9 protein-coding genes are annotated in these 13,008 nt (G+C 70.1%); 6 read left to right on the top strand and 3 right to left on the bottom strand.

The window, feature by feature from the left end; all coding sequences use genetic code 11:
- The first annotated feature begins 415 nt into the window (after window positions 1-415).
- A complete protein-coding gene (locus tag ACIO3R_RS17950) occupies window positions 416-3,286 on the top strand; it encodes an FG-GAP-like repeat-containing protein (protein WP_385035771.1) in 2,871 nt (956 codons plus the stop codon).
- Between the two features lie 148 nt (window positions 3,287-3,434).
- Here the strand turns inward: ACIO3R_RS17950 and ACIO3R_RS17945 are convergent, their stop codons facing one another.
- The gene (locus ACIO3R_RS17945; RefSeq protein WP_402106589.1) at window positions 3,435-4,880 is read right to left on the bottom strand and encodes an LLM class flavin-dependent oxidoreductase; all 1,446 of its coding nucleotides are present in this window, start codon (window positions 4,878-4,880) and stop codon (window positions 3,435-3,437) included.
- A 238-nt stretch (window positions 4,881-5,118) separates the two neighbouring features.
- On the opposite strand from ACIO3R_RS17945, the gene ACIO3R_RS17940 reads away from it, so the two are divergent.
- On the top strand, window positions 5,119-7,632 hold the full coding sequence (locus tag ACIO3R_RS17940) for an ATP-dependent Clp protease ATP-binding subunit (protein WP_385035769.1): 2,514 nt from the start codon (window positions 5,119-5,121) through the stop codon (window positions 7,630-7,632).
- 126 nt (window positions 7,633-7,758) lie between these two features.
- On the opposite strand, the gene ACIO3R_RS17935 is transcribed toward ACIO3R_RS17940, so the two are convergent.
- Window positions 7,759-9,042, bottom strand: a complete 1,284-nt coding sequence (locus ACIO3R_RS17935) for a geranylgeranyl reductase family protein (RefSeq protein ID WP_362962108.1) — start codon at window positions 9,040-9,042, stop codon at window positions 7,759-7,761.
- Between the two features lie 97 nt (window positions 9,043-9,139).
- Here ACIO3R_RS17935 and ACIO3R_RS17930 point away from each other — a divergent pair, with 97 nt between their 5' ends.
- On the top strand, window positions 9,140-9,664 hold the full coding sequence (locus ACIO3R_RS17930) for a GNAT family N-acetyltransferase (RefSeq protein WP_385346897.1): 525 nt from the start codon (window positions 9,140-9,142) through the stop codon (window positions 9,662-9,664).
- A 24-nt stretch (window positions 9,665-9,688) separates the two neighbouring features.
- On the opposite strand, the gene ACIO3R_RS17925 is transcribed toward ACIO3R_RS17930, so the two are convergent.
- Window positions 9,689-10,381: a demethylmenaquinone methyltransferase gene (locus ACIO3R_RS17925; protein ID WP_306088139.1), complete on the bottom strand. Its 693-nt coding sequence runs from the start codon at window positions 10,379-10,381 to the stop codon at window positions 9,689-9,691.
- A gap of 154 nt (window positions 10,382-10,535) precedes the next feature.
- Here ACIO3R_RS17925 and ACIO3R_RS17920 point away from each other — a divergent pair, with 154 nt between their 5' ends.
- Genes ACIO3R_RS17920 through ACIO3R_RS17910 form a run of 3 tightly spaced genes read left to right on the top strand, consistent with a single transcriptional unit; the run spans window position 10,536 to window position 12,950 of the window.
- Complete coding sequence (locus tag ACIO3R_RS17920) at window positions 10,536-11,045, top strand: SigE family RNA polymerase sigma factor (RefSeq protein WP_385035767.1); 510 nt, start codon at window positions 10,536-10,538, stop codon at window positions 11,043-11,045.
- A 17-nt stretch (window positions 11,046-11,062) separates the two neighbouring features.
- Window positions 11,063-12,028: a hypothetical protein gene (locus tag ACIO3R_RS17915; protein WP_402106631.1), complete on the top strand. Its 966-nt coding sequence runs from the start codon at window positions 11,063-11,065 to the stop codon at window positions 12,026-12,028.
- On the top strand, window positions 12,018-12,950 hold the full coding sequence (locus tag ACIO3R_RS17910; protein WP_402106585.1) for a DUF3152 domain-containing protein: 933 nt from the start codon (window positions 12,018-12,020) through the stop codon (window positions 12,948-12,950). The genes ACIO3R_RS17915 and ACIO3R_RS17910 overlap by 11 nt, the downstream gene beginning before the upstream one ends.
- Window positions 12,951-13,008 lie beyond the last annotated feature (58 nt).

Below are 13,008 nucleotides of genomic sequence, written 5' to 3'. Positions count from 1 at the left end.
ATTCATTTTGGTGCATTGTGAAACTAATTGCCCGATTCCATGCGGCTCGATTAAGCCAAGTTCGGCCTCGTCGAGCACCTTCGCCAGAACTCATCAAAAAAGCACACCCTTCACCGATCGATCACGCTCTAGTGTGCGAATCGATCAGACCCGGGAGGGGACTTCTTTAATGGAACTTTGCGGACAAAAGTCCAAAAGAATGGCATCAAGGGGTGCCATCGCCGCTACGGCAGCGGTAGCAACGCTCGCGGTACTCCTGCCGCAACAGATGGCATCGGCCGCTGCACCAGCAAACGACACCCGGACCGCCGGGCAGACAGCACGGCAACTCGGAGCCGACGAGAGCGCTCTGGCCGAGGCAGCCGATACGGGCCGGCCCGCCGAGGTGCTTTCGCGACGCACCGAGGTGTCGCAGGTGTTCGCCAATCCGGATGGGTCATTCACTCAGGACGCCTACGTACTGCCCCAGTTCGCCCGGCAGGACAACAAGCTCGTACCGATCGACACGCGCCTGGAGGCGAACTCCGACGGAACGCTGTCTCCCAAGGCCACCGAGACGGCCGTACGGTTCTCCGGCGGTGGTGACGGCCCCCTGGCGACGATCGTGCGCGACGGCCGCAGCATGTCGTGGAGCTGGCCCCACGCGTTGCCCAGCGCTCAGGTCGACGGGGACACCGTCACCTTCGCAAACGTCCTGACCGATGTGGATCTCAAGCTCCGCGCCGGTCCCGCCGGATTCACCAGCCTGTTCGTCGTCAAGACGGCCCAGGCCGCCGCTGATCCGGCACTGAAGCAGATCCACTTCGATCTGGCCACCGACGGAGTGGAACCGAGCACGGATGAGTACGGCAACCTCACCGCTGTGAACCCGGCCGGTCAGGAGGTCTTTACCGCCCCTACCCCGCTCATGTGGGACAGCGGAACCTCCGACACTCCCCAGGCCCGAACGGCCACCGCAGGCGTGGACGAAGGCCCCCCACCGCCGGCGGACGAGTTCGAACCAGGCTACGGAGCGCAACAGGCCTCCATGGAAGCGGCCGTGGCGAACGGAAAGCTGACCCTCACGCCGAATCAGGAGCTACTGACGGGTGAGGACACCCAGTACCCTGTCCTGCTGGATCCCTCGGTGTCAGGTTCCCGGTACGCCTGGACCATCGCCTACAAGGCGCACCCCACGAGTTCCTACTACAACGGGGCGAACTTCGGCGGCGGCACCACGACCGCTCGCGCCGGCTACGAAAACGAGACCAACGGCCTGGCCCGCTCCTACTTCCGTATGAACACCGGCAACCTGTGGTCCACCGACAAGGTGATCTCCAGCTCCAAGTTCACCATCAAGAACACCTGGTCCTGGTCGTGCACCAAGAAGCCGATCGAGCTGTGGCACACCGAGTACATGAGCTCGGCCACCACCTGGAACAACCAGCCCAAGAAGATCCGCACCCTGGACACGGTCACTGACGCCAACGGCTGGGGCTCGGCCTGCCCGGCCGCCAAACTCGCCTTCGACACCACCGCCGCTGCCAAGGACGCCGTCAAGGGCCACTGGAACACCATCACCGTCGCCCTGAAGGCGGGCAGCGAAACGGACGTCTTCGGCTGGAAGAAGTTCGACGCCAAGTCCGCACTCCTGTCGACCACCTACAACACCCGTCCGAGCCTTCCTACCGGCCTGGACACCATTCCCTCCACCAAGAACAGCGCCGGCTGCGGCAGCGCCGCCCCCTACGGGCTGATCGGCAACACCGACCTGTATCTCACCGCCAAGGGCTCCGACCGGGACGGTGGCACGGTCAAGGTCCAGTTCAATCTCTGGGCCACGGGACACCACCCCGTCGACGATCCCAATGGCGTGCTGATCGTGAACAAGACGGTGTCCGCGACCTCCGGTACCGTCGCCAAGCTCAAGGTCACGAAAGCCCAGCTCACCCCCTACCTGTCCAAGGCGAACGGGAACTTCTCCTGGAAGGCACAGACCCAGGACAGTTCGCTGTCCTCCGGCTGGGTGCCCGCCACCGGCATACCGGGCTGCCGCTTCGTCTACGACCCCACCCGGCCCTCCACCCCACCCGGCGTGACCTCCGTCCAGTTCCCTGACGGCTCCGACGGCTGGCCCGCCACCACCAGCGACGCCCGCGTTGAGGGCACCTTCACCCTCAGCAGCGGCGGAGTCGCCGACGTCACCAAGTACGAGTACTGGACCGACTGGAACAGTAAAAAGGTCCCCGCCAGCCCCTCCGTGCAGGGCGGATCCGTCAACGTCAAGATCCGTCCGCTCGCAGCCGGCAACCACACGCTCTACGTGCACAGCATCGACAGAGCCGGCAACGTCTCCGACCGCAGCGCGTACATCTTCTACGCCAACAGCCTCGGCATCACCGACAAACCCGGTGATCTCAACGGGGACGGCAACACCGACATGTACGGCGTCCGCACCGACGGGACCCTGTGGCTCTACCCGGGCCAGGGCAACGGCCAGCACGCCCCCTACACCGTGGCCGGTGGCACGAACTTCAACGGCGCCTCCATCACCCATCGGGGTGACTGGACCACCGACGGCTACGAAGACCTCGTCGCCGCCCAGCCCGGTGCGGACGGCCAGAAGCACCTGTACGTCTACCCCAACAACGGCCTCGGCTATGCGTGCACCGCACGAGGCGAGGAGGCCGACGGCGCCTCACAGGAATGCGACTTCGACCGAGTGCCCCTCGACGTGTACAGCCCGGAGAACAACCGTTGGAAGAACGCTGACCAGATCCTGGCCATCGGTGACGTCGACGGTCCGCTCGACGTCGACGGCGACGGCACGGTCGACGTGCCCGGCCACACCGACCTCCTGGTCAAGGAAGGCGACCATCTGTGGCTCTACTACGGCTCGGACAGCTTCTATCTCGATGAGGTCACCGACCCCATCCTCATCGGTGACGGGGCCTGGGCCAACTACGAGATGGTCGCTCCCGGCGACGTCAACGGCGACGGCCAGGTCGACATGGTCGCCAGACAGAAGTCGGACGGAAGGCTCCGCCTCTACACCGGCACCGGACCGGCCGGAGAGGGACTCGGCCACACCACCATCGACCTCAAGGCGAGCGGCTGGGACACCAACACCCACCCGCTGATCACTTCTGAGGGCGACAGCAACGGGGACGGCAAACCCGACCTCTTCGCCACCAGTCACGACACCGACAAGGGACTCTCCTTCTACCCCTCCATCACCCTCACCGGCATCGGCACACCCACCACGGTCGGCACCACCGGCTGGCTCAACTTCCAAGCACTGAGCTGATCCGGTCTGAGCCGGAACCAGCCTCATGACGAGCTGCGGGCCGCGCCCTCCCGCTGCGGCCCGCAGCCTCGTCTCGTTCGTGCCAGGCCGAGAGGCGGGCGCGGCGCCCCCGACGCACGTCGCCGGGATCACCACCCCGTGCAAGAGGTCAGACGACCACGTTGTGGCGGGCGATCGGGTCCAGGAGTTGTTCCTCCTCGTAGGTGAGGTGGGAGAGGAGACAGTCGGCGAGCCTGTCGAGGACGGTGCGGACCTCTTCCAGGCGGGACGGGTCCTCGACCATCGCGACCAGCACCTCGTCCAGGCGCGCGATCAACGAGGCGATCAGCTTGTGTTCCTCCTCCAGGCGGGTCAGCACCGGCGTGAGATCCTCCTGGGCGTCGCGCAGCTTGCCGAACATCACCTCGTCCTCCAGCAGATGGTGCTGGGTGACGACCCGGCAGTACGTGGCGCAGAAGGCGCCCAGTGACCAGTAGTTCTGGCGCATGGTCATGGCGTTGAGGAACGACCGGGCGGCGGCCGGGCTGTCGCGGCCGGCCAGGACCTCGCCGACCGCGTGCTGGAGCTGGGCCAGTTCGTCGCGGAGGCTGTCGTGGACCAGCACCAGGGTCTGGGCGGCGCGCTCACCGGCGGCACTGGGGGCGGGACGGTCCGGGTGCGGCGGCGGTGCGACGGGGCGTGCCGAGGGGTCGAGCTGTCGGTGCTCGACCAGGGCGTCGTGCGGGAGTGCGGCGGGGGCGGCGGGTGTGCCGCGTTCCTGGGCGACCGCTTCGCGTACGGCTGGGGCCACCTCCGCGGCGAAGCGCATCAGGGGGCCGGCGCCGTCCGCGTTCACGCTGAGGAGGAAGCCGCTGAGGCCGTGGGTGAGAGCGAGTTCCGTCAGCTGGGCGGTGGTGAAGGAGGGGTCGACGATGTAGAGGCGGCGCACGGCGGACGGCTCCCGTCCCACCGTCCGCGCCCCCTCGTCCACGGTGCGCATCAGACCGGCGAGCTTCTCGGGCTGGGCGTAGGAGGCGCTGCCGAGCCAGCCGTCCGCGAGCCGCCCCGTCAGCCGTAGCATGCGCGGGCCGTAGACGCCGAGCCAGATGCCGACCGGGTGGGCGGGCAGCGGTCCGGGTTCAGCGCCCGCGAGCCGGTAGTGGGTGCCCTCCACACGTACGCCCGGACCGTCCGTCCACAGGGCGCGCAGCACGCCGATGGCTTCCTCCAACGCGGCCACGGACTCCCCGGGCGTACGGCGCGTGCCGCCCATCGCCTCGATGGCGTCCCAGAACGCGCCCGCGCCCAGGCCGAGTTCCACCCGGCCGTCGCTGAGGAGGTCCAGTGTCGCCACGCTCCTGGCCAGCACGGCCGGGGGCCGTAGCGGCAGGTTCGCCACCGCCGGAACCAGCTTGATGCGGCGGGTCACCGACGACAGGTGCGACAGCAGCGTCCAGGTGTCCAGGAAGGCCGGCTGGTACGGATGGTCCTGCACCCCGAGGAGGTCGAGTCCGGCCTGGTCCGCCTCTTGGGCGAGTCGTACGAAGGCACGGTGGCGGGCGGCCTCCGGCGGCGCGAAGCAGCCGAAGAGGAGGTCGTGGCCGAGGTCGGGCATCGGGTGCTCCTCCGGTCCGCGGGCGGCACAGGCTCCCAGCCTCACCCAGGTCACGTCCTCCCGCACGCCGGCCGCCGTGACACCGCCCGCCGTGACACCGCCCGCCGCCACCGGCGATCTCACGGAGACCCGGGAGACAGCCCCTGGCCGTGCCCCGCTCAGGGGGCATTTCCTCGGGTTGCGGAGGCAACGGCACCGGGTTTGAGTGGGAGGCACCGTCACCGCACTAGGAGTCGCCATGTCGATGGGGTTCGGTTCACCTTTCGGGTCGTCCGACCCTTTCAGCGAGATGCTCGACCGCTTCTTCGGTACGTCACCGGCCTCGTCGCCACCGGCCGTGCAGCGGGTGCCCATCGGCCGCCTCCTCACGGAGTCGTCGCACGAACTTCTCGGCCTGGCCACGCAGAAGGCCGCCGAGAACGGGACGTCCGACCTCGACACGGAACACCTCCTGTGGGCGGCCACCCAGGTCGACCCCGCGCGGAGCCTCCTCGCCCAGGCCGGTGTCGACGTCGACACGCTCGCGGCCCGGATCGCCGAGGTGCTGCCCCGGGAGGCGGGCGAACCGTCCGCGACACCCGGGCTCACCCCGGCGGCGAAGCGCACCCTCGCCGCCGCCTACGCCGGATCGCAGGCGGCGGGCGTGTCCTACATCGGCCCCGAGCACATCCTCGCCGCGCTCCTGGAGGACCCGGACTCGGGTGCCAACCGGTTCCTGCGCGCACAGGACGTGGACACCCAGAAGCTGCGGGGTCACGCGGACCGGGCGGACGGCGCTCCCGCTGCCGGGAAGCAGCCCTCGACGACCCTGGACGAATTCGGCCGGGATCTCACGGAGGAGGCGAAGGCGGGGCGGCTCGACCCGGTCGTCGGCCGGGCCGAGGAGATCGAGCAGACCATCGAGATCCTCTCGCGGCGCTCCAAGAACAACCCGGTGCTCATCGGTGAGCCGGGAGTCGGGAAGACCGCCATCGTGGAGGGGCTGGCCCAGAGCATCGTGGCCGGCGAAGTGCCCGAATCGCTGAAGGGCAAGAGGGTCGTCTCCCTCGACATGTCCGGCATGGTGGCCGGTGCGCAGTACCGGGGCCAGTTCGAGGAGCGGCTGAAGAAGGTCATCGAGGACGTCCAGGAGGCCGGCGGCGACATCATCCTCTTCATCGACGAACTGCACACGGTCGTCGGCGCGGGCGCGACGGGCGAGGGGGCGATGGACGCGGGCAACATGCTCAAGCCCGCACTCGCACGCGGCGAGCTCCACGTGGTGGGAGCGACGACGATCGACGAGTACCGCAAGCACATCGAGAAGGACGCCGCTCTGGAGCGCCGCTTCCAGCCAGTCCTCATCCCCGAACCGAGTGTCGAGGAGACGGTGCAGATCCTCGAAGGGCTGCGCGACGCGTACGAGGCGCACCACCAGGTCCGCTTCGCCGACGGAGCCCTGACGGCGGCGGCGGAACTGTCCGACCGCTACATCAGCGACCGGTTCCTGCCGGACAAGGCGATCGACCTGATGGACCAGGCGGGTGCCCGGGTACGGCTGCGCAGCGCCGGCCGTTCCACCGAGGTCGTCAGCCGGGAGGACCGCCTCGCGAAGCTGCGACGCGAGAAGGACCAGGCCGTCGCCGGTGAGGAGTTCGACAGGGCCTCCGACCTGAAGCGGCAGATCGCCGAGGTGGAGGGCGAGCTCGCGGGCGTCGAGGAGCGCCGCGAGGGCGTCGTCTCCGTCACCGCCTCCGACATCGCGGACATCGTCTCCCGCAGCACGGGGATTCCGGTCTCCCAGCTCACCGCCAGCGAGAAGGAGAAGCTCCTCGGGCTGGAGGAGCAGATGCACGACAGGATCGTCGGCCAGAACGAGGCGGTCACCGCGGTCTCCGAAGCCGTGCGCCGCAATCGCGCGGGCATGGGCGACCCGAACCGGCCCGTGGGCTCGTTCCTCTTCCTGGGCCCCACCGGCGTGGGCAAGACCGAACTCGCCAAGACGCTCGCCGAACTGCTCTTCGGCGACGCGGACCGGATGATCCGGTTCGACATGAGCGAGTTCCAGGAGAAGCACACGGTCGCCCGGCTCGTCGGCGCGCCTCCCGGGTACGTCGGCTACGACGAGGCCGGTCAGCTCACCGAGAAGGTTCGCCGCAAGCCGTACAGCGTGGTGCTGTTCGACGAGGTGGAGAAGGCGCACCCCGACGTGTTCAACACGCTGTTGCAGATCCTGGACGACGGCCGTCTGACGGACGCGCAGGGGCGCACGGTCGACTTCCGCCACTGCGTGGTCATCATGACGTCCAACATCGGCGCCCATCGCATCCTCGCCCACAAGGGCGATGCCGCCGAGCTCAAGGACGAGCTGATGGACGACCTGCGGGGACGGTTCCTGCCCGAGTTCCTCAACCGGATCGACGACATCATCATCTTCCACAGCCTCACCGAGGAAGACCTGTCGGAGATCGTCGATCACCTCCTGGACCGGAGCAAGCACCGCGTCCACGCGCAGGGCATGACGCTGGAGGTGACCGAAGCGGCGAAGAAGTTGCTGGTCGCCCACGGCTACCAGCCGGAGTTCGGCGCCCGCCCGCTGCGCCGCACCATCCAGACGGAGCTCGACAACCGGATCGCCTCACTGCTGCTGAGCGGCGAGAGCGACCCCGGCGACACGATCGTCGCCGATGTGCGGGACGACTCGCTCCAGTGCACGGTCCGCAAGGGAGCCGCGCCGCCCGTGGAGGAAGCGGAGGCGGAGGAAGCTTCCTGACGGCGCCGGTCCCTTGCCCGTCAGCGGGGCCGTCACTTCTCGTCGACGTGCACGGCCCCGCTGATCAGCGAGTGGCTCGGAGACCGGTCGTCGGACGCGGTTCCGGGAGACAGGCGAAGCCTCCGGTCACGAACGCGGCGCCACCTTCGTCAGGCCGTTGATGATGCGGTCCATCGCGTCGCCGCCCGTCGGGTCGGTGAGGTTGGCGAGCATCTTCAGGGTGAACTTCATCAGCAGCGGGTGCGTCAGGCCGCGCTGGGTGGCGACCTTCATGACCTTCGGGTTGCCGATCAGCTTCACGAAGGCGCGGCCCATCGTGTAGTAGCCGCCGTAGGTCTCCTTGAGCACCTTCGGGTAGTTGTTCAGGGCCAGTTCGCGCTGGGCCGGGGTCGAGCGGGCGTGGGCCTGGACGATGACGTCGGCCGCGATCTGGCCCGACTCCATGGCGTACGCGATGCCTTCGCCGTTGAACGGGTTGACCATGCCGCCCGCGTCGCCGACGAGCAGCAGGCCCTTGGTGTAGTGCGGCTGGCGGTTGAAGGCCATCGGGAGGGCGGCGCCGCGGATCGGCATCGTCATGTTCTCGGGGGTGTAGCCCCAGTCCTCCGGCATGGACGCGCACCACGCCTTGAGGACCTCGCGCCAGTCCAGCTCCTTGAAGGCGGAGGAGGAGTTGAGGATGCCGAGGCCGACGTTGGAGGTGCCGTCGCCCATGCCGAAGATCCAGCCGTAGCCGGGCAGCAGCCGGTCCTCGACGCCCCGGCGGTCCCAGAGTTCCAGCCAGGACTCCAGGTAGTCGTCGTCGTGGCGGGGCGAGGTGAAGTACGTACGGACGGCGACGCCCATCGGGCGGTCCTCGCGGCGGTGCAGGCCCATTCCGACGGAGAGCCGGGTGGAGTTGCCGTCGGCGGCGACCACGAGGGGGGCGTGGAAGGTGACCGGGGTCTTCTCCTCGCCGAGCTTCGCGTGCACGCCGGTGATCCGGCCGGTGCGGGGGTCGGTGATCGGGGCGCCGACGTTGCAGCGCTCGTACAGCCGCGCGCCGCCCTTCTGTGCCTGGCGGGCCAGCTGCTCGTCGAAGTCGTCGCGCTTGCGGACCAGCCCGTAGTCCGGGTAGGAGGCCAGATCCGGCCAGTCCAGCTGGAGCCGGACGCCGCCGCCGATGATGCGCAGGCCCTTGTTCCGGAGCCAGCCGGCCTCTTCGGAGATGTCGATGCCCATGGAGACGAGCTGCTTGGTGGCGCGCGGGGTGAGGCCGTCACCGCAGACCTTCTCGCGGGGGAAGGCGGTCTTCTCCAGGAGGAGGACGTCGAGGCCCGCCTTGGCGAGGTAGTACGCGGTCGTGGAGCCGGCTGGGCCTGCCCCGACGACGATCACGTCCGCGCTGTGTTCGGACAGGGGCTCGGTCACGGTCGGATCTCCCGAAGACTCGAAATCGAGTGCCGCGCGGCACATGGCCAGGGCAGTCTATGGGGGCCTGCCGACCAACTTTCCGAAGGGCTCCCCCATGTCGACCGCGCCTCGTACCCTCCCTGTCGTACAGCTGCGTGTCCCGACCGACGAGGACGCGGTGGCCTGGCACCGGGCCTTCGCCGACCCGGCGGTGATGGAGTTCCTCGGCGGCCGCCCGTCCGAGGTGTCCCTGTACGAGGAGTGGACCGCCCGGCAGCGCAGGCTCGACGCGGAGCGCGGCTTCTGCCTGTGGACCGTGCTCGACGCGGGCGGCGGGGTCGTCGGCTTCACCGGGGCGCAGCCGTGGCCGCAGACCGCGTACGGCCCGGTGGGCGAGATCGAGATCGGCTGGCGGCTGGCCCGCCCGGCCTGGGGCCGCGGCTACGTGACCGCGGCCGCGCGCCCGGCCCTGGAGCGGGTGCGCGCGGCCGGGGTGGAGCGGGTGGTGGCGGCGGTCGACGAGCGCAACGAGCGTTCGGTCGCGGTGGCCCTGCGCCTCGGCATGGAGCGGGCGGAGAGCTTCACGGAGCCCCGGTCGGGGCGGGAGGTGCGGTGCTTCCGGCTGGAGCTGGGCCGGTGACGGCCCGGCGGCACCGGCCGCCCGTCAGGCGCGTACGCCCCGGTGCAGCGCCACCACGCCACCGGTGAGGTTGCGCCAGGCGACCTTCGACCAGCCGGCCTCCTGGAGCAGGGCGGCGAGCCCGGCCTGGTCGGGCCAGGCGCGGATCGACTCGGCGAGGTAGACGTACGCGTCGGGGTTGGACGACACCGCGCGCGCGACCGGCGGCAGCGCCCGCATCAGGTACTCGGTGTAGACGGTCCGGAACGGCGTCCAGACCGGCTGGGAGAACTCGCAGATGACGACCCGGCCGCCCGGCTTCGTCACCCGGTACAGCTCGCGCAGCGCCGCGTCCGTGTCCTGGACGTTCCGTAGCCCGAAGGAGATCGTCACCGCGTCGAACGTCTCGTCGCGGAACGGCAGCCGCGTCGCGTCGCCCGCGGTGAACGGCAGCCAGGAGTTGCGCCTCTTGCCCTCCTGGAGCATGCCGATGGAGAAGTCGCACGGCACGACGTACGCACCGGTCGCGGCGAACGGCAGTGAGGACGTCGCGGTACCGGCGGCCAGGTCGAGGACCTTCTCCGCGGGCCGCGCGTGCACCGCCTTGGCGACCTCCTTGCGCCACAGCCGGGCCTGGCCGAGCGAGAGCACGTCGTTGGTGAGGTCGTAGTTCTCCGCCACGTCGTCGAACATCGAGGCGACTTCGTGCGGCTGCTTGTCCAGGGAGGCTCGGGTCACGTCTCCCATTCAAGCAGCCCGGTCCGTCGGCGGCGGGGCAGGCCCGCTGTCCGGGGACCCGGTGACACCGATCTGAATTCGGCTTCAACCTTTCCGGCCCGTCAACTCTCAGTAACAGGAGGAGAGACCACCCACGGACCGTGAAGGGGGCCGGATGAGCGCGGGGCCCAGCCGGGACGCCGACAGCTTCGAGGAGTTCGCGCGGGCGAGCCAGCGCCGGCTGTACCGCACCGCGTACCTGCTGTGCGGTGAAGCCGAGGCGGCCCGTGACCTGACCCAGACGACGCTGGCGAAGCTGTTCCAGCACTGGCACCGGGTGAGCGCCGCCGACCATCCGGACGCCTACGCCAGGACCGTGCTGACCCGCACCTACATCGCCGAGCGCCGCCGGCGGCTGCGCGACTTCCGTGCCCATACGCCGATCGCCGCACACGCGCCCGCGGTCGGCCCCGAGCTGACGGTCACCCTGCTGGCCGCGCTGGCCGACCTGCCGCCCCGCGCACGGGCCATGGTCGTCCTGCGCTACTGGGAGGACCTGAGCGTGGAGACGGTCGCCGAGCTGCTGCGGTGCAGCCCGTCCACCGTGAAGAGCCAGTGCTCGCGGGCGCTCGCCACGCTGCGTGCACGGCTGGGCGATCCGCACCTCTACACCACCCGAAGCTGAGGAGAACCGTCGTGGACATGTCTTCTGACCGCTTTCCCGGCCGGGCACCGGACAAGGGGGCCCCGGAAGCCGCGGAGGCCGAGGTCCTGCTGATCAGGGCGGCCATGGAGCAGGCGACCGACGGTGCGCCGCCCCTGCCCGACCTGGTGCCCGCCGCCCTGGTCCAGGGCCGTCGGCGCCGCACCCGGGCCCGCGCGGCCATCGGGGCGGTGGCGACGGGTGTGGTGGCGCTCGGCGCGCTCGGCGCGCTCCTGCCGATGCGGGGCGGCATTGGCGGCACGGAACCCGCCCGGACGTGGTCCGCGGCCTCGCAGCGTACGAGCATCGCGCCGTCACCGGGGCCCACGAGCGTGCCGTCACCGGAGCCCACGAGCGTGCCGTCCCCGGTGCCCACGGCCACGGACACGGCGGAACCGTCTCGCGTACATGTCGAGCCGTCCCCCGGCGAGTCGTCCATGGCCGACCTGCCGGCCGCCGAACGGGCCCGGCAGGAAGGGTTCCAGCGGCAAGTCGCACTGCTGCTCGGGAAGCTGCTGCCCCAGCTCGGCCCGGTCCGCCCGGTGGACCTCACCGTCAGCCGGTACCGGGCCGGGACGGGCGGCAACGTCTTCCCCGTCGTCCTCTCGGTACGCGCCGAGAGCGAGCGGAGCGTCGCCCCGCAGGAAGCGCCCTGCCGCGACTACGCCGACAGGAAGCTGCGTTGCCGGTCGGCGATGCTTCCCGGCGGCATCAAGGCCCGTGCCGTGACGGTGATCGCCGGCCCGGACGGGTCACCGGCCTCGACGAGCACCGTCGTCCGCTTCACGTACGGCGGCAGGGCCGTCGCGCTCTCGGTCGGGAGTGACGAGGACACGGGGGAACCGCCCCCCGTCACCGCCGGTCATTTGCTCGCCGTCGCAGGGAATCCCCGGTTCCTGGACCTCGTGAAGTACGCGGCGGAAAACCCCATGGAAACGAAGGAGTACGCGGCTCGTGTCGGCTGAGGCAGGGAGAGAGCAGACGCGGCGACGGGGCGGGGGGATCCGGCGGCGCTCGCGGCGGGAGCGTCGCCGCCGCAGCCGGATACGGTTGCTGGTCGCGGTTCTCGTGCCGACGGCGGTGATCTGCATCGCGGTCGCGGCCGCGCCGCTGTGGACCGATGGGGACGATCCGTCGGCCGCGGCTGCCGCGTCCGCGTCGTCCGGTCCCGTCAAGGACTCGGCCGACTCGGCGTCCGGTCCCGGTGCCTCGGCCGGGACGGGCACCGGGCCCACGGCGCGAGCCAAGCCCCCCACGAGGGCCAAGCCGAGTTCCGGCTCCAGCCCCGGCCCAAGCCCCAGTTCCGGGGCCGGGGGCCATCCGGTCATTCCCCCGTCCGGGCCCGGCACCTTCACGGTCGCCCGCGCGGGCGCGTCGGAGACCGGCAAGGGCAACGCCTACCGGGTCGAGGTGGAGGACGGTACCGGCGTCGACCCGGACGAGGCCGCCACCCGGATCGCCGGGTTCCTGGCCGCGCCACGCGGCTGGGCGCACGGCGGTGAGCACACGTTCCACCAGGTCGCGGAGGGGCCTGCGGGGCTGGTCGTCCGTATCGCCACGGCGGCGACCACCGACAGGATCTGCGGGAGGAGCGGTCTCGACACCCACGGCGAGGTCAACTGCCGCGTCGGCGTCGACGTCATGGTCAACCTCAAACGCTGGCAGACCGGATCACCCGAATTCGACGGACCCCTCGCCGACTACCGCGCCCTCATCATCAACCACGAAGTCGGCCACTGGCTCGGCCACGGCCACGAGACCTGCCCCGGCAAAGGCCGCCCCGCCCCCGCCATGATGCAACAGATCTACGGACTCAAAGGATGCGTCGCCAACGCCTGGCCCTACGACACCAAGGGCCACTACCTGGGCGGACCATCGGTTCCCTGAGCCCCGTACGCACCCGCCCCCGCTCGCTTCGTGTGCGAGTGGACTGAACCAATCCGCG

The sequence above is a fragment of the Streptomyces sp. NPDC087428 genome, assembly GCF_044744085.1.
GTDB lineage: Bacteria > Actinomycetota > Actinomycetes > Streptomycetales > Streptomycetaceae > Streptomyces.
Note: the sequence above shows the minus strand (reverse complement) of the source record. Positions and strands in the feature narration are given on the sequence as shown.